The sequence below is a fragment of the Rheinheimera sp. WS51 genome, assembly GCF_050936095.1.
GTDB lineage: Bacteria > Pseudomonadota > Gammaproteobacteria > Enterobacterales > Alteromonadaceae > Alishewanella.
In genome coordinates, this window is sequence record NZ_JBOTRC010000003.1 from 1 (window position 1) to 19,915 (window position 19,915).

General features: G+C 42.2%; 17 protein-coding genes and 1 tRNA gene. 8 read left to right on the forward strand and 10 right to left on the reverse strand.

The window, feature by feature from the left end; all coding sequences use genetic code 11:
* Positions 1-97: 97 nt before the first annotated feature.
* The 5 genes from ACRCA4_RS05455 to rpsU all read right to left on the reverse strand — a co-directional run bounded on the left by ACRCA4_RS05455 (position 98) and on the right by rpsU (position 5,602).
* Positions 98-775 (reverse strand): hypothetical protein, encoded by a 678-nt coding sequence (locus ACRCA4_RS05455; RefSeq protein ID WP_433185287.1) that lies wholly within the window; start codon positions 773-775, stop codon positions 98-100.
* Between the two features lie 354 nt (positions 776-1,129).
* Positions 1,130-1,206: transfer RNA gene (locus ACRCA4_RS05460), tRNA-Ile, on the reverse strand.
* 320 nt (positions 1,207-1,526) lie between these two features.
* Complete coding sequence (gene rpoD, locus ACRCA4_RS05465; protein ID WP_433185290.1) at positions 1,527-3,374, reverse strand: RNA polymerase sigma factor RpoD; 1,848 nt, start codon at positions 3,372-3,374, stop codon at positions 1,527-1,529.
* A gap of 85 nt (positions 3,375-3,459) precedes the next feature.
* Positions 3,460-5,214 (reverse strand): DNA primase, encoded by a 1,755-nt coding sequence (dnaG, locus tag ACRCA4_RS05470; RefSeq protein WP_433185292.1) that lies wholly within the window; start codon positions 5,212-5,214, stop codon positions 3,460-3,462.
* Positions 5,215-5,386: 172 nt separating this feature from the next.
* Positions 5,387-5,602: a 30S ribosomal protein S21 gene (gene rpsU / locus ACRCA4_RS05475; protein WP_335734930.1), complete on the reverse strand. Its 216-nt coding sequence runs from the start codon at positions 5,600-5,602 to the stop codon at positions 5,387-5,389.
* A 180-nt stretch (positions 5,603-5,782) separates the two neighbouring features.
* Here rpsU and tsaD point away from each other — a divergent pair, with 180 nt between their 5' ends.
* Positions 5,783-6,796, forward strand: a complete 1,014-nt coding sequence (tsaD, locus tag ACRCA4_RS05480; RefSeq protein WP_433185295.1) for a tRNA (adenosine(37)-N6)-threonylcarbamoyltransferase complex transferase subunit TsaD — start codon at positions 5,783-5,785, stop codon at positions 6,794-6,796.
* Positions 6,797-6,953: 157 nt separating this feature from the next.
* Here tsaD and plsY read toward each other — a convergent pair whose 3' ends face one another.
* Entirely contained in the window at positions 6,954-7,559 is a 606-nt protein-coding gene (gene plsY / locus ACRCA4_RS05485; RefSeq protein WP_433185298.1) for a glycerol-3-phosphate 1-O-acyltransferase PlsY, read from the reverse strand.
* Positions 7,560-7,697: 138 nt separating this feature from the next.
* Here plsY and folB point away from each other — a divergent pair, with 138 nt between their 5' ends.
* The 3 genes from folB to ACRCA4_RS05500 are packed head-to-tail and all read left to right on the forward strand — an operon-like array spanning position 7,698 to position 9,360.
* Complete coding sequence (gene folB / locus ACRCA4_RS05490) at positions 7,698-8,069, forward strand: dihydroneopterin aldolase (RefSeq protein ID WP_433185301.1); 372 nt, start codon at positions 7,698-7,700, stop codon at positions 8,067-8,069.
* Positions 8,069-8,563 (forward strand): 2-amino-4-hydroxy-6-hydroxymethyldihydropteridine diphosphokinase, encoded by a 495-nt coding sequence (folK, locus tag ACRCA4_RS05495; protein WP_433185304.1) that lies wholly within the window; start codon positions 8,069-8,071, stop codon positions 8,561-8,563. The genes folB and folK overlap by 1 nt, the downstream gene beginning before the upstream one ends.
* Positions 8,560-9,360 (forward strand): undecaprenyl-diphosphate phosphatase, encoded by an 801-nt coding sequence (locus ACRCA4_RS05500; protein WP_433185306.1) that lies wholly within the window; start codon positions 8,560-8,562, stop codon positions 9,358-9,360. Before folK ends, ACRCA4_RS05500 begins: the two co-directional genes overlap by 4 nt.
* Positions 9,361-9,406: 46 nt before the next feature.
* On the opposite strand, the gene ACRCA4_RS05505 is transcribed toward ACRCA4_RS05500, so the two are convergent.
* Positions 9,407-10,648 carry a multifunctional CCA addition/repair protein gene (locus tag ACRCA4_RS05505; protein ID WP_433185309.1) on the reverse strand — a complete coding sequence of 414 codons (1,242 nt, stop codon included), beginning with the start codon at positions 10,646-10,648 and terminating at the stop codon, positions 9,407-9,409.
* Positions 10,649-10,727: 79 nt separating this feature from the next.
* On the opposite strand from ACRCA4_RS05505, the gene ACRCA4_RS05510 reads away from it, so the two are divergent.
* Together ACRCA4_RS05510 and ACRCA4_RS05515 are read left to right on the forward strand one after the other, a co-directional pair.
* Positions 10,728-11,651 carry an ExeA family protein gene (locus ACRCA4_RS05510; RefSeq protein WP_433185312.1) on the forward strand — a complete coding sequence of 308 codons (924 nt, stop codon included), beginning with the start codon at positions 10,728-10,730 and terminating at the stop codon, positions 11,649-11,651.
* A 2-nt stretch (positions 11,652-11,653) separates the two neighbouring features.
* On the forward strand, positions 11,654-12,448 hold the full coding sequence (locus tag ACRCA4_RS05515; RefSeq protein WP_433185315.1) for a general secretion pathway protein GspB: 795 nt from the start codon (positions 11,654-11,656) through the stop codon (positions 12,446-12,448).
* On the opposite strand, the gene ACRCA4_RS05520 is transcribed toward ACRCA4_RS05515, so the two are convergent.
* Both ACRCA4_RS05520 and putA read right to left on the reverse strand, forming a co-directional pair.
* The gene (locus tag ACRCA4_RS05520) at positions 12,445-13,572 is read right to left on the reverse strand and encodes an HD-GYP domain-containing protein (protein WP_433185318.1); all 1,128 of its coding nucleotides are present in this window, start codon (positions 13,570-13,572) and stop codon (positions 12,445-12,447) included. The two genes, ACRCA4_RS05515 and ACRCA4_RS05520, sit on opposite strands and share 4 nt — an antisense overlap.
* Positions 13,573-13,771: 199 nt before the next feature.
* Positions 13,772-17,548, reverse strand: coding sequence for a bifunctional proline dehydrogenase/L-glutamate gamma-semialdehyde dehydrogenase PutA (gene putA / locus ACRCA4_RS05525; RefSeq protein WP_433185321.1), 3,777 nt, complete (start codon positions 17,546-17,548; stop codon positions 13,772-13,774).
* Between the two features lie 129 nt (positions 17,549-17,677).
* On the opposite strand from putA, the gene ACRCA4_RS05530 reads away from it, so the two are divergent.
* Entirely contained in the window at positions 17,678-18,184 is a 507-nt protein-coding gene (locus ACRCA4_RS05530) for a winged helix-turn-helix transcriptional regulator (RefSeq protein WP_433185324.1), read from the forward strand.
* Between the two features lie 37 nt (positions 18,185-18,221).
* Here ACRCA4_RS05530 and ACRCA4_RS05535 read toward each other — a convergent pair whose 3' ends face one another.
* Positions 18,222-18,827: a TIGR04211 family SH3 domain-containing protein gene (locus tag ACRCA4_RS05535; RefSeq protein ID WP_433185327.1), complete on the reverse strand. Its 606-nt coding sequence runs from the start codon at positions 18,825-18,827 to the stop codon at positions 18,222-18,224.
* Positions 18,828-18,959: 132 nt separating this feature from the next.
* Here ACRCA4_RS05535 and ACRCA4_RS05540 point away from each other — a divergent pair, with 132 nt between their 5' ends.
* Positions 18,960-19,877 carry an inorganic triphosphatase gene (locus tag ACRCA4_RS05540; protein WP_433185330.1) on the forward strand — a complete coding sequence of 306 codons (918 nt, stop codon included), beginning with the start codon at positions 18,960-18,962 and terminating at the stop codon, positions 19,875-19,877.
* The last annotated feature ends 38 nt before the right edge of the window (positions 19,878-19,915 follow it).

The window sequence follows — 19,915 nt, forward strand, 5'->3', positions numbered from 1 at the left end:
GCAGGTTTGGGTGCAGAAAAATCTGACTCAAATCTAATCTGACAGACACCGTGAAAAACTGGTAACTGTCAGATCAAGTCTGAGCTAGTACTAACTCTTAGTAATCTACATGACACTGGGTGCATGGAGCGGATCTTACCATCCATGCGCCAGAGTAATCGTTATACTTCCAGATTTCTGCTTTAGTAGTAGTGGTGGTATTCTGTTTGTTAAATTCAACTCTGAACTGCGTATAAGGTTGAACGCCAGCAGAAACAGCTTTCTGGTAAATAGTTAATGACATATTGATACTGTATGGTGAGCCTGGCATGCATCCGTCACCTGAGCAAACCACTGTAATAGTTTCCGTCACGCCAGCAATAGCGTGTTGGGTACCGCTGTTTAAACGCCCCATTCTCTGTTCAGAGTAGTAATCTAAAAAAGCTTCTAGGTAATTAACGTCTAAACCAAGCAATGATGCTAATTTAGCTTTTCTTTCGTTAATCAGGCTTTGTAATCTATCTTGCAGAAGCGCCGGTACTTCCATTTCATTAGCGACGTATGTTGCAACTTCTTTGAAGGTTGCGGTTTCATGCAGTGGCAACATGTCTGAACCATTTTCTTCCAGTCGTTCAAACTTATGAGCTGCTTGCATAAACTGCTCACTTCTCAAATTTAGGGTTTTAGCACTAACATTCACGTTCTCTAATAGGCGCTTCACGTGATCTTTTTCTTCTGCTATTGAGCTAAAACTCAGGGCAAGAGCCCCTATTAATAGTAATCCTATTTTTCTCATACATCACTCCATTGTGTTTTTCATGAACGTTGAAGTAAATATACAAACCTGTACTGTCGTGTCAAGATGTTTATTTTGTAAACTTTGCGCCATTTATTTGTAACTTTTTTATTTTTGCTTGTATAACGAACCCCAAAAGTGCAGCTATAGGTCTAGTGAGTCCGTTAAACAAAACTCTTCATGAGTTTATTGATATAGAAATATTGTATTTTTGTAAGCGTTATAAAGAAGTACACAAGCAGTTTTAAAATTATGCCTTGGAGGAGTTATTAATATTCCGTTAGGGTGTCGGTAGCACAGAGGTAGCACCGAGCTATTTTCAGGACGTGTGGTAAAACGACAAGCCTTTAAGAATGGTGGCCCCAGCTGGACTCGAACCAGCGACCGATCGATTATGAGTCGAGCGCTCTAACCAACTGAGCTATGGGGCCATATTAAACTTTTTACACATCTGCTAGGGTACGTCCTGTAGCAGTTTTCCAGCTCGACCATCCAAGGTCTCGCCTTCGTGTCTTTCGGCGTGACGTTAAGTCACCCCTTATCACCTCGTGGTGACCGACCCTCAGCCAACTGAGCTATGGGGCCATGTGAAACTTTTGTAGCTGCTTTTTAGAAAGCGAGGGCAGTATAAAAACTTTTCATCGCTTTGTCATCTGACTTGTGTGCTTATTATGGCTTAACTGCTTACTTTTTAGTCTTTTCTTGATAATAAATAATAAAGGCGCCGTTTGGCGCCTTTATTTTGCTGTTTTTATTCGTCTAAGAAGCTTTTTAATACTTCTGAGCGTGAAGGGTGGCGAAGCTTGCGCAACGCTTTGGCTTCAATTTGACGAATACGTTCACGGGTTACGTCGAATTGCTTACCGACTTCTTCTAACGTGTGGTCGGTATTCATGTCAATACCAAACCGCATACGTAGTACTTTGGCTTCACGAGCGGTTAGGCCTGCTAGCACATCGTTAGTGGCATTTTTTAAGCTTTCGATGGTTGCTGAGTCTAATGGTGACTCGCCACCGGCATCTTCAATGAAGTCACCTAAGTGTGAATCATCGTCATCACCGATAGGGGTTTCCATTGAAATAGGCTCTTTAGCAATTTTTAACACTTTTAAAATTTTATCTTCAGGCATTAACATGCGCTCTGATAATTCTTCTGGTGTGGCTTCGCGGCCCATTTCCTGTAGCATTTGCCGTGAAATACGGTTTAGCTTGTTTATGGTTTCAATCATATGCACTGGTATACGGATGGTGCGAGCTTGGTCAGCGATTGAACGCGTGATAGCTTGGCGTATCCACCAGGTTGCATAGGTTGAGAACTTATAACCGCGACGGTATTCAAACTTATCTACCGCCTTCATTAAGCCGATATTACCTTCTTGAATTAAGTCTAAGAATTGTAATCCGCGGTTAGTGTATTTTTTAGCTATTGAGATAACTAAACGTAAGTTTGCTTCAACCATTTCTTTTTTAGCACGGCGTGCTTTGGCTTCACCAATAGACATACGACGATTGATGTCTTTGATGTTAGCAATACTTAGTCCGGTTTCTTCTTCAATTTTTTTCAGCTTTTCGATGCTGCGGAACAGCTCTTCCTGCATTTCTTGCAGTTTTGCTGAGTGCGGTTTACCCGCTGCAAGTTCGGCGTCTAACCAAGCTGTTGATGATTCGCTACCGGTAAAAGCTTTAACAAAGGCTTTTTTCGGCATTTTTGCGTATTCAACACAGTGCTTTAAGATGAGGCGTTCTTGTACCCGAACACGGCCCATCATTTCGCGCATGCTTTTTACTAGACGATCAAATTGTTTTGGTACTAAACGGAAGCAACGGAACACTTCACTTAAGGCTTCAATTTCAGCTTTAGTGGTTGGGTGTTCGCGACCGTTTTTCTCGATAGAGTTACGAGTGGTTTCGTACTGAGCGCGTAATTCTGAGAATTTTTCACGAGCAAGCTCTGGATCTGGCCCAGTATCTACTTCTTCCTCGTCTTCATCTTCATCTTCGTCTTCATCGTTGTCGTCATCATTATCGTCACGTTTGTTCTGCGGTACTTCAGAACCAATGTTAGTGCCAATAATAGGTGCGTCTTCAATTTCATTAGGATCAATGAAGCCACTGACGATATCGCTTAAGCGAATTTCTTCTGCTTCGTATTTATCCCACTGCTCTAGTAAATAGGTAATCGCTTCTGGGTATTCTGCAACCGAAGACTGTACAGTATTGATGCCTTCTTCTATGCGCTTGGCTATAACGATTTCGCCTTCGCGGGTTAACAGTTCAACTGTACCCATTTCACGCATATACATCCGTACTGGGTCCGTTGTACGGCCTAGCTCTTTATCAACGCTAACTAGAGCTTGGGCTGCTTCTTCAACGGCGTCTTCATCAGTATTGGCATCCGACATAATTAAATCATCGGCATCAGGGGCACTTTCAAATACTTGAATACCCATGTCGTTGATCATGCGGATGATATCTTCAATCTGATCCGAATCGATAATATCTTGTGGAAGGTGATCGTTAACTTCAGCAAAAGTTAGATAACCTTGCTCTTTACCTTTCACGATCAGGAGTTTTAACTGCGACTGAGGATTTTGATCCATAGAGACGTATCTTCCACCAATGTTGATTAATCTAAAATTGCGAACTAGTGATTATAACAAACTGCAGCTTTTCTAGCCAGCAGCATTAATTCGCAAGCTTTGGTTTTTTACTTTTTAACGCTTGTAACAATAATTTATATTCATGCCATTCTACTTTTGACAGCTGCTCTAGCTTGTCTTTACGCTCAAGGGCTTCAAGCCGTTGCTGTAGATATTGGTCTTCTATTGAATGAAACGTGTCGACAAATTCTTGTGACAGTTGCTCCGGTTCAATTTGGTGTTGCCATGATGCTAGTTTTAGCAAAATGCCATGTTCAGGTAAATCTCGCCAGTTTTCTAGCAATTGCGCCGTGGTTTGCGAGGGTTGTTGTTTTAATCTTTGTTGTAAAGAAAGCAATAAGCCTATACCCGGTATATCACTGTGTGCCAACTCAGGTGCATCAGGCATTATATTGACTAAGTTGGGGTACTGTAGCAATAAACCAATAGCCCGGCGCATTGGCGTGATTTTAATTTTAGCAGGTTTTGGCTTATTCGCTGCTTTTGTGCCGGATTTTTTTTGCTGCTGTCGAGTTTGGCCAAGTAAATTCGCTAGCTTGTCTAACAGGGTTTCCCGATAAAACTCACTAGGTATTTTATTTATTAATTCAGTAGCTTGTACTGATAGCGCCGATTTTCCAGCATCCGTTGCAGGGTTGTGTTCCTGCATTAAGCGCTGAAAAAAATATTGAGTTAAAGGTACTGAGTCGGTAATACGTTGCAAAAAGGCGGTTTTACCTTCTTTTTGTACTAAAGAATCAGGATCTTCGCCTTCGGGTAAAAAGACAAAGTTAAGTTCAACACCATCTTTTAATTGCGGCAGTGCATTTTGTAAGGCACGCCAAGCGGCATCTAAGCCGGCTCTATCGCCATCGTAACAGCAGACTACTCGAGGCGTATAACGGAATAAAGTGTGTATTTGATCGCTCGTCGTCGCTGTTCCTAAACAGGCAACGGCAAAGCGAATATCTTGTTCAGCTAAAGCGACCACATCCATATAGCCCTCAACGACGAGCACTTGGTCTAGGTAACCAGGCTGTTGTCTAGCTTCATATAAACCATAAAGCTCACTGCCTTTATGGAATAGCCGGCTTTCTGGTGAGTTTAGGTATTTAGGTGTACCTTCACCTAAAATTCTACCGCCAAAGGCTATAACGCGGCCGCGGCGATCACGAATAGGGAACATTAGCCGCTGCCGGAAAAAGTCATACTCACGGCCGCTATCGCTGCGATTAATTAAGCGCAGTTCAACTAACTGCTCTCTTAGTGCTTTATTATTGCTAGGGCTTAGCCGCTTTAAAATATTATCCCAACCATCAGGTGCATAACCAATAGCAAAGTCTGCAATGGTTTGCGCACTAATACCGCGTTGGCTTAAATAGTGTTTAACTTCTGCACTGTCAGGGTGTTGTTGCAGCTGCTGCTGATAATAATCCGCAGCTTGTTGCATTAAACTGTAATCATCAGCTTGTGCTGTGGGTCGTTGCGGGTGCAAACTTTGCTCGCGCGGAACCTCAAGGTGATGTATTTGCGCTAGCTCTTCAATACTTTCAACAAATTCTAGTTGCTCAAATTCCATTAAAAAAGTTATAGCATTACCGTTGGCACCACAGCCAAAGCAATGATAAAACTGCTTATCTGGACTTACGGTAAAAGACGGTGATTTTTCGTTATGGAATGGGCAACAGGCGGCATAATTCCTACCGGCTTTTTTTAACGGTACACGGTGATCTATAAGTTCGACTATATCGGTGCGGGCTAGTAAGTCATCGATAAATTGTCTGGGAATTTGTCCGGCCACCTTTTTCCTTCACAGTTATTCAGAAAAAGACAAACCGTGCCTTGTGAGCACGGTATGCTGAAGTCGGCTTGTGCGATACTAACTTAGCTAAGTTTGTGTAACTATAAACTTAGCTTAATGAAGTTTAGAAAAACTTAGTTAGTAGGGTACACGCAGCTTAACTAAGTAATTCTTAGTAAAGCTTGATACGACGTGCGTTTTCGCGAGACATCTTTTTAGCGTGACGCTTAACAGCTGCTGCTTTTTTACGCTTACGGATCCAAGTTGGCTTCTCGTAGAATTCTTTAGCGCGTACATCAGCTAATACGCCAGCTTTTTCACATGAGCGCTTAAAACGACGTAATGCTACGTCAAACGGTTCGTTCTCTTTTACTTTAACTACAGGCATTAAATTTCTCACCTCAGGCCAAATTGGTTATCATTAAACCAATAGTATTAAAAATGGTGCAGCATTTTACGCAAAAAGGTAGGGCGATGTAAAGCCATTCTGCGATCTAAATCTGATCTCTAGCTCTGAAGGCTAAGAAACGATACAATATTCGGCTATTCTAGCCAATTTGAGACACCAATGCGAGTTTTAGGTATTGAAACATCTTGCGATGAAACCGGTATTGCTATTTATGATGGTGAGCAAGGTTTATTAAGTCATGTATTATATAGTCAAATTCCAATTCACGCCGATTATGGTGGTGTTGTGCCGGAATTAGCTTCGCGTGATCATATTCGAAAAACAATTCCGCTTATAAAGCAAGCGTTGGCTGAAGCGAATTGTGATGCTGCTAGCATAGATGGCGTAGCTTATACTGCCGGACCTGGGCTAGCAGGTGCCTTGTTAGTTGGTGCGACTATAGGCCGCTCTTTGGCTATGGCATGGCAAAAGCCGGCCTTAGCAGTGCATCATATGGAAGGCCATTTATTAGCTCCTATGTTAGAAGATAATGCCCCTGCTTTTCCTTTTTTAGCTTTGTTAGTGTCAGGTGGTCATACCCAGTTAGTAGCTGTTGAAGGTATTGGCCAGTATCAACTATTAGGTGAGTCTATTGACGATGCCGCCGGCGAAGCCTTTGATAAAACCGCTAAGTTAATGGGCTTAGATTATCCTGGTGGCCCTTTGTTGGCAAAATTAGCCCTGCAAGGTGATGCTAAAAAGTATCGTTTTCCACGGCCAATGACAGATCGCCCAGGTTTAGACTTTAGCTTTAGTGGTTTAAAAACCTCTGCGGCAAATGTGATAGCAAAAGAAGGTAATAGCCCAGAAGTGCAAGCGAATATTGCTGCCTCTTTTCAGCAAGCTGTTGTTGATACCTTAGTTATTAAATGCCAGCGCGCCTTAGAACAAACCGGTTATAAGCGTTTAGTTATTGCTGGAGGTGTTAGTGCAAATACCTCTTTACGTGAGCAACTTAAGGTATTATTAACTCGCTTTGGCGGTGAAGTGTTTTATCCGCGCAAAGAGTTTTGTACTGATAATGGCGCCATGATTGCTTATGCCGGTTATCGGCGTTTAGCCGCAGGCCAGCAGCAAGATTTAACCATAGGCGTAACACCGCGTTGGCCAATGCAAGAATTACCGGCTATTTAGGTTATTCAACGTAGGTTAGAGGGCGAGCTTCAATTGAAACTCCTGCTTTGGCTCGCCACAGTCACTCGCTCAGGCTTGCGCCCTTACTTAGACATCCTGTGTCGGCCACATCAGATTTGCTATCTCAATTTCGTGTTGTAGTGAAAAATTTAAGCAGCTATTCGCGAAGGCGTTTGCTTTTATCCCAAACTTTGCTTTCTTTACCGCGCCATAAGCGAACAATATTTTCGTGATGGCGCAAGATAATTAGCACGCTGAGCATAGAAACTGGCAAGGTATATAAAGGCTTAATAAACCAAGTAAATAGAGGGGCTAAACTGACAGTTAAAATAGCCGCTAACGAAGAATAGCCGGTTATTCCTACCAGTAGCATCCAGCTAGCCAGTAATAGGCCCCCTAAGTCTAAACCTATAGGCAGCATGGCACCAAAAGCGGTTGCTACAGCTTTGCCGCCTTGAAAATTAAAGAAAATAGGAAAAATATGGCCGATACAGGCACTGACAGCGATGAGCCCTAGATATAAAGGTTCGATATTTAAAAAATAGGAGCCCCAAACAGGAATAGTGCCTTTTAATAAATCAAAAACTAAAACAAGGCTAGCAGGGAATTTACCACCTAAACGTAATACGTTAGTTGCCCCAGGGTTACAGGAGCCGTGAGTTCTAGGATCTGGCAAGCGAAATAATTGACTGACCAGCACGGCCGATGAGATAGAACCGCACAGGTAAGCACTCAGTAGCATAAATCCTATTAGCGGAGTCATTAATTGCGGTTCCTCAATACCAGTTTTTACGTTAAGATCAAACCATGCTTTTCAGCTAGCAGAGTAAAGGGTTTTCACGCTTTTACCTATCCGACCAGCCTACCTGAAACCAGAAATAACGCAATGCGGATTAACCAAATGGACATAGTTTTTATAAAACAGCTACAAATTGATACAGTAATTGGCGTTTATGAATGGGAAAAAAGCATTCAGCAGCGCTTATTTGTCGATTTAGAGTTAAGCACTGATATTAGCGCCGCAGCTAAAAATGATGATATTCGGCAAACCTTAGATTATGCGGTTATTTCTCAACGAGTTAAGCAATTTGTTACGGCAAAACCGTTAGAGTTAATTGAAACCGTTGCCGAGCAGGTTGCCCATTTACTGTTAACTGAATTTGCAACAACTGCGGTGAAAGTAACCGTATGCAAACCGGATGCGTTATCTGATGCTCAGACGGTTGGTGTAACCATAATGCGCAGCCAGAAAACTAATAAAGGTAATAACTGATGGCGCTAATTTATATTAGTGTGGGTAGCAATACGAATCGAGAGTATCATGTGCGCCAAGGAGTTAAAGCATTACGTCAGCACCTAGGTGAGCTGCAAGTTTCTTCGGTTTATGAAAGTGAGTCAGTCGGCTTTAGTGGCGATAGTTTTTATAATTTAGTGGTAGGGGCTACAACTGAGCTTTCTATTATGCAGTGCAAAACATTATTTAAACAAATTGAAGATGACTATGGCCGTGATAGAAGTGCTGAGCGTTTCAGCGGTCGAACTTTAGATTTAGACTTGCTAACCTATGATGCGTTAATTTGTCAGCAGCCAGTGCAGTTGCCCCGTGCAGAAATTACTGAAAATGCCTTTGTTTTATGGCCCTTAGCTGAAATTGCCCCGCAACAAATTCATCCGTTAACCCAGCAAACTTATGCCGAATTATGGCGTAATTATACTAAAAAACAAAAATTATGGCCGGTGCCATTTGATTGGAGTGATTCTTTGTGAGTACAGTTGAAGTTATTATTCTTGCCATTATTCAAGGCTTAACCGAGTTTTTACCAATTTCTTCGTCTGCTCACCTTATTTTGCCTTCGGCTATTTTAGGTTGGCAAGATCAAGGCATCGTGTTCGATGTTGCGGTGCATGTGGGTACTTTATTAGCTGTTATGCTGTATTTTCGTCAAGATATCGCTAATTTAACTGTCGGTTGGGTTAAGTCTTTAGGCGGCCAGCATAGTACTGATAGTAAATTAGCCTGGTGGGTTATTTTAGCCACCATTCCAGCAGGGTTAGCGGGCTTATTTGCCGGTGATTTAATTGAGCTTTATTTACGCTCGCCTTATGTTATTGCAATAACCACTATCGTGTTTGGTTTAGCGCTATGGCTAGCTGATGCTAAAGCAAAACAAATTCAAACGATGGAAAGCTTAAGCTGGGGCCAAGCGTTATTGATTGGTATAGCCCAAGCGGTAGCGTTAATTCCTGGTACTTCGCGCTCGGGCATCACCATGACCGCCGCCTTGCTACTAGGTTTAGACAGAGTGAGTGCCGCGCGATTTTCATTTTTATTATCAATTCCAATTATTATTTTAAGTGGCGGCTATCAAGGCATGAAGTTGCTTTCTGCTCCTGCTAACTACGACTTAAATGCTATTTTGTTAGGAACAGGCTTGTCTTTTATCAGTGCGTTAGTTTGTATTCATTTATTTTTAAAAGTAATTAACCGCATGGGCATGCTGCCTTTTGTGATTTATCGCTTATTGTTAGGTATCACCTTATTTGCGGTATTAACCACACTATAAACCACACTATTAGAGCTAAGTTTGCAATAAAGCCCTAAATCATGGCCTAGTTTTTAATAAGACTAGGCCATTTTTGTTTTGCGGTGCTAATGGCATTAAGCCTCTGTTGCTGTAAAGCGGGTTTTATAGCAGGGCCAGTTATCCCGGTGGCGATAATATCTTGAACATTAACCTGCCTAGCGGCTTGGGCTAAAGCGCTTAAATATTTAGCCTGTGGATAGTCGGCTTGTTCAAAGCCAGTGCGACCACGTAAATCTGCGGTGCAGGCTAATAACATGGCTTCTAATCGCTCTGGTTTGCGCCATAAGTCAATGCTGTTAAACATTTTGAGTACTGTCGCTGGCTTTAGATCAAAGGCATTGTGAATTATTTGATGATACTGACAAACCAATAGCGCTAAGTCTTTGCAGTCATTAGGGACACGTAGCCGTTGGCACAGTGTTTCTATTAACTTTAACCCACTATGATCATGGCCGTGATGGGCTGGCCATTGCTTAGGATCCGTGGCGCCTTTGCCTACATCATGAACCAGGGCTGCAAAACGAATATCTAATCTTGGGCTTAATTTGGCGGCTTGTTCTAATACTAATAATGTATGAATGCCGGTATCAATTTCGGGGTGCCATTTTTCTGGTTGTGGCACGCCCCAAAGCGCTGCAACCTCTGGCATTATGTGGCTTAAAGCCGACGTTTGCTGTAAAACCTGAATATAAGCCTCTGGGTTACGCTCTTGTAAGGCTTTAGCGGTTTCAACCCAGACACGCTCTGGGCTAATGGTGCTTAATTCATCGCGTTGACTAATATCACGCATTAGGGCTAGGGTTTCGTTGGCAACGGTAAAGCCTAAGTGGGCATAACGAGCATAGAAGCGGGCAACCCGCAGTACCCGCAAAGGATCTTCGCTAAAGGCAGGAGAGACATGGCGTAATATTCTATTCTTGATATCTTCTACACCAGAAAATGGATCAACTAATTGACCATTTTTCTGTTTAGCAATGGCATTAATGGTGAGATCGCGACGCATTAAGTCTTGTTCTAGTGTAACATCGGGGTCGGCATAGACAGCAAAGCCGGTATAACCTTTACCGTTCTTACGCTCTGTGCGAGCTAATGCATATTCTTCTTTGGTTTGTGGATGCAAAAAAACCGGAAAATCTTTACCAACTTGTTGGTAGCCTAAGTCTATTAGTTGTTGTGGTGTGGCACCTACAACTACCCAGTCACGCTCGGTAAAAGGGTAATTTAAAAGACTGTCGCGAACCGCACCACCAACGAGATAAATTTGCATTCACTTTCCTGTTAGCTATTTTTTTGTCATTATAACGCTGTTGTAATAAATTGCAGTGTCTTAACCGCTAGGAAGCACCATGTATACCGGATTTTTCGGCTTAACCAGCGCACCATTTTCTATTGCGCCTAACCCAGATTTTCTTTATTTAAGTCCGCGCCATGCTGAGGCACTTGCTCACTTACGCTATGGTTTAGGTGATGCAGGCGGCTTTGTATTATTAACCGGTGAAGTTGGCACAGGTAAAACCACGGTATCACGTAGCTTATTGCAAGAGTTAGATGAAAACGCTGAAGTGGCCTTTATTCTTAACCCAACGCTATCAGAGTTAGAGCTTTTAGCGGCGATTTGTGATGAATTAAAAATACGTTATAAAAAGTCGGATGCTAGCTTAAAGCTGCTGGGCGATAAAATTAAACAACGGCTATTAAAAAATCATCAGCTAGGTAAACAAACTTTATTGATTATTGACGAAGCCCAGCATTTACAACCTGCGGTTTTAGAGCAGTTACGGCTGCTGACCAATTTGGAAACCAACACACAAAAATTATTACAAGTCATTTTAATTGGCCAGCCTGAGTTACAAGAAGTATTAAAGCGCAATGATTTACGGCAATTAGCCCAGCGGATCACAGCGCGGTATCATCTGTTGCCACTTGATTTGCATGAGGTGCAGCAGTACTTAACGTATCGTTTAAAGGTGTCAGGTTGTCAGCGACCTATTTTTACTGTCGCGGCAATTAAAAAACTATATCAGTTAAGTGGTGGTATTCCGCGTTTAGTTAATTTAATGGCCGACAGAGCCTTGCTTGCAGCCTATAGCCAACAACAAGCGCTTGTAAATGATAAATTAGTACTGTTAGCGGCTAATGAAGTGCTGCCCTTAACCCTTTCAAACAAACCTAATAAGCTACCTAGCTGGTTCTGGTCGTTAATTGGCGTTTGCGCTATAGTAGTTGGCTTTAGTTTAGCCATCATTATTATGCCCCTATTGCAAAGGTAATTATGTCAATTCTTATGGATGCTTTAAAGCAGCAACAGCCTAATCAAGCTGTTGCCGCAAGCAGTAACGTATGGCGCAATATTGCGCTGGCCTTGGCTTTATTATTGGCATTATTATTTGGTGCAGCCGCAGGGTATTTCTTGTTAGTGTCTACTACAGCGGTGCCTAATAATACGCTAAAGAGTGGCACAGAAACTGTTGCTGAAACTGAGTTTAGTGAGGCAGAGCCCGAACAAATTTTAGCGGCATTAAGTAGCATAGAGAATGCTGAAAAGATTCAAGCAGAGACCGTAAAAAGTAATGACAGTAGTCAACCGACAGTGGCCAACTTAACAACACCAGCAGTGCAAGTAGAAACCTTTGTTGATGAAAGGCCGGTAGTTACTGTTACGGCGCCTACCGTAAAAAACAGTCAGCCAGCGCTTGAGCAGGAGCAGGCAGAGGTGAAGCCAGAAGATGTACCGGCCGAGCTTAGAGACAAGTTTTCTTTAGCGATACAAGCTACTGAGAATAACGCTGTTAAGTTACCTCGGCGCAGTTCAGGTGCGCCTGCAGCCGATGTAAGCGAACTAGCGATAAGCATTCGACAAAGTATCCCGAGTATTAGCTTTGAGGCGCATGTGTATGCAACATCTTCCAGGCAACGTTGGGTCAAGGCGAATGGTAAAACTTTGCAAGAAAACCAGTGGCTGACAGCGGATATAAAAATTAAAGAGATTAAGCCGCAGTATGTATTGCTTGAATATGGCGATACGTTATTTAGTATGGTGGCTTTATCAAGCTGGGATCCAAGCTAAAGATAATTTTTAAGATTTAAACCGTAGTTTTTTAAATCTACGCAGGCATCAATACTTTCTTCTTGTTGTTTTGCTAAGTCGAGTATTCTAATTGGTATATGATGCTGGTGTACGCTGTGATAAAACAATTTAACTTTGGGTAACAAAGGCTTTTTGATATTATTTTCTAAAACTAAGGCTAACTTTCCGCTGCTTAATTTAACTACCGAACCTGGTGGGTAAATGCCAATACATTTAATAAAGTGCTGTACTAATCTAGCGTCTAACTCTTTGGGTGTTTGTTGTAATAACTGTCTAGAGGCCGTTAAAGGGCCAAGTTTATCTTGTAAAGGAGAGGTAAGCTGTTCATAGGTGTTAACAATAGCCAGCATTCTACTGCCAGCATCAATATGTACCGCTGTGATTTTTGGGTGACCACTGCCATCTAAATAGGCGCAGTGTTGGCTAATCCATAATGAGACTCCATTAGCTAATTGAGGGTGCTTTTGTAGTAACTTTAAGCTATTAGCTATCCCGATATGATCCGGTTGTTGCAAAGGGTTATCGTAGTTAGATTTTGCAATGTCGTGTAATAGTGCGGCTGTAATTAGCGCCTGAATTTTATCGCTAGCTAAGTTCAGATAACGAGCAAAGGCGGCAATATAAATTGCACAGTTAATGCTGTGTTGTAATAAAGCATCGCTGTGCTGGGCAATCCGCATTAAAAATAGCAGAACATCTTGATTCCGACTAATTGAGCTGGAAATACCAGAACTAACTTCATGGACTAAGCTTAAGTCGATCATTTCATCATGCTTTGCTGCATCAAGAACATGACGTTGTACTTGTTGGCTTTGCACCATTATGCGCTCGGCTCTGGGCAGTTCATCGGCAAATAAAATGGGATCTGATAGATCATGATTTATGTTTTTTTCAGACGAGGCGGGGGCTTCTAGCTCAGGTTTGAGTTGTTTACTAGGGTCAACTAAGACCACTTTCACGCCTTTTTTCTGCAATAGGGCAACCGCCGCCGCGGTTCTAACCCAACCGGCGTGTTTTACAGCGATATCACCACTTTGCTCTAACACTTGAACAACATAGCTACCTGGTGATAATTCAGAAATCGGAACTTGTTTAAATGTCATCGTTCGCCTAAATCCAGGTGATAAATAATTATATAACTAACAGTTTGAGCTGAAGTTAACAACATACTAACGTGAGATAATAGCAATTGCTATGTAAAGCATAGATAAAAAGTTTAATAGAAAAGAGGAATGAGTTTATTATTAAAGTAAGGCTGCCAGGCATTAGCTATGCCTGGCAGTTTTTATTATAGCTGTAGGTTTAAGCTAAGTTTTCTTCCATTGTCATTAATGATGCATTTCCGCCTGCGGCAGTGGTATTAATGGTAATGGTTTTTTCTGTGACTAAACGCTGTAGCAGCCTTTGTCCTGGAGGTGCGGTAATTAATGGTAAAATAGCCCCCTCACGACTTGCTAGTAGCTCGGCACATAAAGGTTTAACTGCACTGCTCACTTCTACCATAGCACCGGCTAGGTCAACATGCGCTAATAGCGTAGTTAAGCAGTCAATACGTACTGCTGCCACTAGATTAACCGGCATACCGGCTTGAACTAAGGCTTTTATACAGGCTTCAGCCTCAAGTAAATCTTGCTCTTCTACCGCGGTGATTACGGCATTACCTGTTGCTAAGGCGGTGATAATTGCCAGTAGCCAATACTGGAATGAACTGGTTTCATCGCGAATTAAGGCCACTGTTCCACGCGGATCTAACACTAATTGGTTTGACTCACCCGTAGGTCCAGGCAGCATAGTGGGTTTAAGGAGTTCGCGCTCTACTCGCTGCAGCTTTTTCTGCGCCAAAGTTAAAATAGGCTCAAGATCAGGTTCGTTTTTATTAACTACAGTATTGGCAGCTAATAAAGCCAAAAATTGCCGCAATACAGACGTGCGCTGGTTAATATCTATTTGCGCCCATTGCTCTTGGGCAATAGCCGCAACCGGCATGGCATAAGCGACTGCACTACTTGTGGTTTCGCTTAATAAGCGTAACTTAGTTTCAGGCGCTAACTCTGCACAGTCGGTATTGTCGTTATCTTTAACTAAACGCGTTAAGTACAATGGGCCACCGGCTTTAGGTCCGGTACCTGATAGCGCACGGCCACCAAAAGGTTGCACACCAACAACAGCGCCAATCATATTACGGTTAACGTAAATATTACCGGCTTTAATTTCTTTGGTGATCCTATGAGTAAATTCATCAATCCGGCTATGAACACCCATAGTTAAACCATAACCTGTGGCATTAATCTGCTGAATAATCTTATCTAGCTCTTCAGCTTTAAAGCGAATGATGTGGACCACAGGACCAAAGACTTCACGCTCTAATACGGTTAAATCGCTAATCTCATATAAATGAGGTGCAAAGAAGTAATGATTGTCTCCGCTTGGGATCTCACAGCTGTAATGTAAAGTGGCTTTATCATGCAAATATTGCACATGGCTGGTTAAGCGCTCGTGTGCTTTAGCATCAATTACCGGGCCTAAGTCAGTGTCTAAATAAGCTGGATCGCCGACTTTTAGCTCTGCCATAGCGCCTTTTAGCATAGTAATAATATTGTCGGCGACATCTTCTTGTAGAAAGAGTACCCGAAGAGCAGAACAACGTTGACCTGCGCTTTGGAAGCCAGAGGCAATAACATCATCTACTACTTGCTCCGGTAGTGCTGTGGAGTCAACTATCATACAGTTTTGACCGCCGGTTTCAGCAATCAATGGCACAGGTTCGCCACCGCGCTCTGCCAATTTACGGGCAATCCAACAACCGGTTTCGGTTGAACCTGTAAACATAACGCCTTGAATACGTAAATCAGGCACAATATGTTCGCCCACCTCACGGCCTGGTGCAATAACAAGCTGCACCACGTGTTCTGGCATGCCGCATTCTAGCATGAGTTCTAATGTGCGTTTAGCAACAAGGCTAGTTTGCTCAGCAGGCTTAGCGACAACAGTGTTGCCAACAACAATAGCGGCAGCAACTTGGCCTAAGAAAATAGCTAATGGGAAGTTCCATGGGCTAATACATAAAAATACACCACGGGCTTGTTGTGGCTCAGCAAATAATTGCTCAGCTCTTGCTGCATAATAGCGACAAAAATCAATAGCTTCACGCACCTCAGCAATGCTGTCTAAAGGCGTTTTACCTGCTTCTTTAATACAAAGGGCAAATAACTCATCACGATGTTGCTCTAAAGAGTCACCAATGCGACGTAATAAATTAGCCCGCTCTTTTACATCAGATTGTGACCAGGTAGCAAAAGCAGCATCAGCGTTACTAATGATTTGCTGCATTGCGTCGGCATCTGCATAATCTATATAGCCAATAACCTCATCAAGGTTAGCTGGGTTAGTTACCGCGGTAGAACCTGGTTGATGCGGCAGGTTTTTAACTGAGCTTAACCATTGATCCATGGCTGCTTTAACTGCGGTAATTTCATCAGCATCGGTTAGATCTAAGCCGTTTGAATTTAAACGCTCAATGCCATATAAATTAGCTGCTTGAGGTATTTGCTGGTTAGCTTTATTTTTCCAACCCGAGACCACTTCAACAGGATCTGCTAGCAGAGATTCTACCGGTATCGTTTCGTCGATAATATTATTTACAAAGGAGCTATTAGCGCCGTTTTCTAATAAGCGGCGTACTAAGTAAGCCAGCAAATCGGCATGCTCACCTACTGGTGCGTAGATACGACAAGGAATTTTATCGTCATTGACAATAGTGTCGTATAACGCATCACCCATGCCATGCAAACATTGGAATTCAAAGCCTGTGTAGTCTTTGGTCATTTCCATAATAGTGGCAACGGTATAGGCATTATGAGTGGCGAATTGAGGGTAAATAGTATCGCGATACTCTAATAGCTTTTTAGCACAAGCTTGATAAGACACATCGGTAGACGGTTTACGCGTAAATACAGGGAAACCAGCAAAGCCTTCTACTTGGCATATTTTAATTTCACTATCCCAATAGGCGCCTTTAACGAGACGAACCATCATTTTACGGCCAACACGAACAGTAAGATCGCGTAACCACTCAATAACATGGAAGCCACGCTTTTGATACGCTTGAACGGCTAAGCCAAAGCCTTGCCAATCACCTAAATCATCATCACTAAATACAGCTTCAATAATGTCTAACGATAAATCCAGCCTATCCGCTTCTTCAGCATCTACGGTAAAATTAATATCATAAGCTTTAGCCGCTAAAGCGAGGGCTTTTAACCGAGGCACTAGTTCTGTCATCACGCGCTCGCGTTTAGCAAACTCATAGCGAGGGTGGATAGCCGAGAGTTTTACTGAAATACCAGGGCTTTTAAATGGACCACGGCCTTTAGCGGCGCGGCCTATAGTGTCAATGGCATTCATATAGCTAGCAAAATAACGATCCGCATCTTCCATAGTGCGAGCGCCTTCGCCTAGCATATCGTAAGAATAACGGAAGCCTTTACTTTCTAATTCCGTTGCGCGCTCTAATGCTGCGGTAATATTGGTGCCCATAACAAACTGAGCGCCCATAATCTGCATTGCATAGCGTACAGCTTGGCGAATAACCGGCTCACCTAAGCGACCACAAGTGCGTTTTAGTACGCTAAATTGTTGTTTTTTCTGCTCATCACTATAGTTAACAAGCTTGCCTGTTAATAGTAAGCCCCAAGCAGAGATATTGACGAATAGAGATTTACTATTACCAATGTGTGCCCCCCAGTCTCCGTTAGCTAATTTGTCACGGATAAGGCGATCAGCTGTAAGATTATCAGGCACCCGTAATAACGCTTCGGCTAAGCACATTAACACTAAGCCTTCTTCGGTTGATAACGAAAACTCATTTAATAAAGCATCAACACCGCCTTTGCCTACTTGGGCTAAACGAATGCCTAGTACTAGCTGGCGAGCACGCTCCCAAGCTCTACTGCGGGCATTAACACCAATATCGGCAATAGGCAGTAAAAAGTCTAGCACCTCATCTTCATTGGCGCGGTAATTATTACGAATTGTTTGACGCAGCGGTTGGGTGGCAACCAGGGAACCATTGAACATCATAGTAAGCTTCCTGACATTGACTAAGAAGGCGGCATTTTATTGAAAACTATGCAGCATAGGGTGGTTATTTTTGCTATATAACACTATATAATTCTGTAGAATGACCATAAAACCATAAAAGTTACGGCTATGTCTAATCCAGTAAAAACTAAAGCACTTGATCGTATTGATATTAACATACTAGATACCTTGCAACGTGAAGGTAGAATATCCAATGTTGAGTTAGCCAAAAAAGTAAACTTAAGTGCTAGCCCCTGTATCGATCGGGTTAAGCGGCTTGAAAAAGAAGGCTACATCGATGGTTATGGTGCTCGCTTAAATGCAACAAAGTTAGGTTGTGGCACGGCCGTTTTTATTCAAGTCACGTTAGATAGAACCACTAGCGATATCTTTAATCAGTTTCGTGATGCTGTGATTAAAATACCGCAAGTTGCAGAGTGCCACATGATTGCTGGTGGTTTTGACTATTTATTAAAACTACGGCTAAAAAATATGGATGCTTATCGTATGATGTTAGCCGATATTGTCGACTTACCGGGTGTTGCCCAAACGCATACCTATGTTGTGCTAGAATCGGTAAAGCAGGATCAAGGTTTACCGGTAAAACCAGCGCTAGAGAGCACTGGTTTTAATTAGTCTGTACTATTACTGCTACTGCCGATAGAGCGATGCATTACATCCAGCGATCTTTATTGCGTCGTTTGGGCATGATAATAGGTAATAACAAACCAAAAACTAAGCCGATAAGTAAAATTAACGACCCCAACACCATTGGCTTCTCCCATATAGAAGCTTGAGTTGCATCTAAGCGTTGTTTTAATAAGCTATATGTTTGTTTGGTTTGTTCTAATTGCTCTAATGCAACATCCCGCTCGGAAATAACGGCTCTTAATTCACTGCTTAAGTTATCGCGTTGTTGTTGTAAATCAGTAACAATATCAGCATGGTTAGCGTAGTCAGATTTAATCTGTGCTAATTGACTGGCTAATCCTGGGGTAAAGGTGACATATTGCTTTGGTAGCCAAGCGGTTTTGTCGCCGTCATATTTTATTTCAACATAGTCAGATTCATTATCTTGCTGAATATAGGTTACACTTTCTCCTGCGTTAATGGTGCCGACAATGCGGTATTTATTGCTAGGGCCTGAATGCAGATAGACAAATAACTCATCACTAATATAAGCAGCTTTAGCAGATTGATTTTCAGTCGTTTGCTGTGAAAGAACAGAGAATGGCAATAAAAATAATACCAGCAAAATACATTTTTTTAGTGTCAACATAGGTATCCTGAGCTAATTAACGAAGGGTGGTTTGCAACCGATGCTCTCGATGATAGGCAGTTGTACTGAATTTGACAAGGCCTAATCTTGAACAGGGTTGTGATTATCTGTAAGCAACTAATAGAGTAAAGCATGACGACTGAACTGGAACTGAAGTATTTAATCTCGGCTGAGGCCGCTGAACAATTACCTAATTTAATAAGGCCGGTGGCTAGAATTATCCATTCTGATGAGAGCAAGCTATTAAATGCTTATTTTGATACGGCTGATAATTGGTTTCGCCAGCATGACTTTGGCCTACGCAGTAGGCAAAAACAAGGTCAGTTTGAGCAGACTATTAAATTAGCGGGCAAGCAACATGGTGCATTACAAATGCGGCCTGAATATAACCTAGCTTGTGCTGGCGTGATACCTGACTTAGCTAAGTTTCCTGCTGAAATATGGCCTAAAGATAGTGCTGATATTGTTGATATCTCTCAGTTACAACAAAATTTAATCGAGTTATTTAGAACCGATTTTACTCGAAAGCGCTGGCTGTTAGAGTTAGAGGATAAAACACAAATTGAACTGGTTTATGACTTTGGCCAAGTGCTCGCAGCAGACAAGGCTCAGCAAATATCAGAATTAGAATTAGAGTTTATTTCAGGTGATGCTAAGCAGCTATTTGTATTAGCTAGGCATTTAATTCAGCATTTGTCATTACAAACAGGCTGGTTAAGCAAAGCAGCGCGGGGCTATCAGTTAAGACAAGGATCGGCTTTAAGTTTACCGGCCGATATTGGTCAGGATTTATTGCAACAAATTACTGCCTTACAACAAGCTGAAGCTTGCTTTATACAGCAGAAATCGGCAGATGCATTACAGTTCTGTTACCAAGCTTTAATTGCAATAGCCGGTTCGCTGCATAATCATGAGCGGCTGCAACCATGGTATGAGGTGGCTATGTCATTAGCAGACATGGCCAAAGAAGATGCCAGTATACTCGGCAGTGAGCAGTATAATTTATTGCTATTAGCGCTAAGTGAATATTTATTTTCAATAATAGAGTAAATTTTATTTACAACGTCAGCAACTTTGATGGGGATTCA

What these genes read in the sequence shown, in the direction of transcription:
- ACRCA4_RS05520 (WP_433185318.1), bottom strand. Translation starts at nt 13,572, where the DNA reads ATGACATTTAAACAAGTTCCGATTTCTGAATTATCACCAGGTAGCTAT.
- ACRCA4_RS05515 (WP_433185315.1), top strand. Translation starts at nt 11,654, where the DNA reads ATGTCAATTCTTATGGATGCTTTAAAGCAGCAACAGCCTAATCAAGCT.
- ACRCA4_RS05530 (WP_433185324.1), top strand. Translation starts at nt 17,678, where the DNA reads ATGTCTAATCCAGTAAAAACTAAAGCACTTGATCGTATTGATATTAAC.
- tsaD (WP_433185295.1), top strand. Translation starts at nt 5,783, where the DNA reads ATGCGAGTTTTAGGTATTGAAACATCTTGCGATGAAACCGGTATTGCT.
- plsY (WP_433185298.1), bottom strand. Translation starts at nt 7,559, where the DNA reads ATGACTCCGCTAATAGGATTTATGCTACTGAGTGCTTACCTGTGCGGT.
- putA (WP_433185321.1), bottom strand. Translation starts at nt 17,548, where the DNA reads ATGATGTTCAATGGTTCCCTGGTTGCCACCCAACCGCTGCGTCAAACA.
- ACRCA4_RS05540 (WP_433185330.1), top strand. Translation starts at nt 18,960, where the DNA reads ATGACGACTGAACTGGAACTGAAGTATTTAATCTCGGCTGAGGCCGCT.
- ACRCA4_RS05455 (WP_433185287.1), bottom strand. Translation starts at nt 775, where the DNA reads ATGAGAAAAATAGGATTACTATTAATAGGGGCTCTTGCCCTGAGTTTT.
- ACRCA4_RS05535 (WP_433185327.1), bottom strand. Translation starts at nt 18,827, where the DNA reads ATGTTGACACTAAAAAAATGTATTTTGCTGGTATTATTTTTATTGCCA.
- rpsU (WP_335734930.1), bottom strand. Translation starts at nt 5,602, where the DNA reads ATGCCTGTAGTTAAAGTAAAAGAGAACGAACCGTTTGACGTAGCATTA.
- ACRCA4_RS05510 (WP_433185312.1), top strand. Translation starts at nt 10,728, where the DNA reads ATGTATACCGGATTTTTCGGCTTAACCAGCGCACCATTTTCTATTGCG.
- folK (WP_433185304.1), top strand. Translation starts at nt 8,069, where the DNA reads ATGGCGCTAATTTATATTAGTGTGGGTAGCAATACGAATCGAGAGTAT.
- ACRCA4_RS05505 (WP_433185309.1), bottom strand. Translation starts at nt 10,648, where the DNA reads ATGCAAATTTATCTCGTTGGTGGTGCGGTTCGCGACAGTCTTTTAAAT.
- rpoD (WP_433185290.1), bottom strand. Translation starts at nt 3,374, where the DNA reads ATGGATCAAAATCCTCAGTCGCAGTTAAAACTCCTGATCGTGAAAGGT.
- folB (WP_433185301.1), top strand. Translation starts at nt 7,698, where the DNA reads ATGGACATAGTTTTTATAAAACAGCTACAAATTGATACAGTAATTGGC.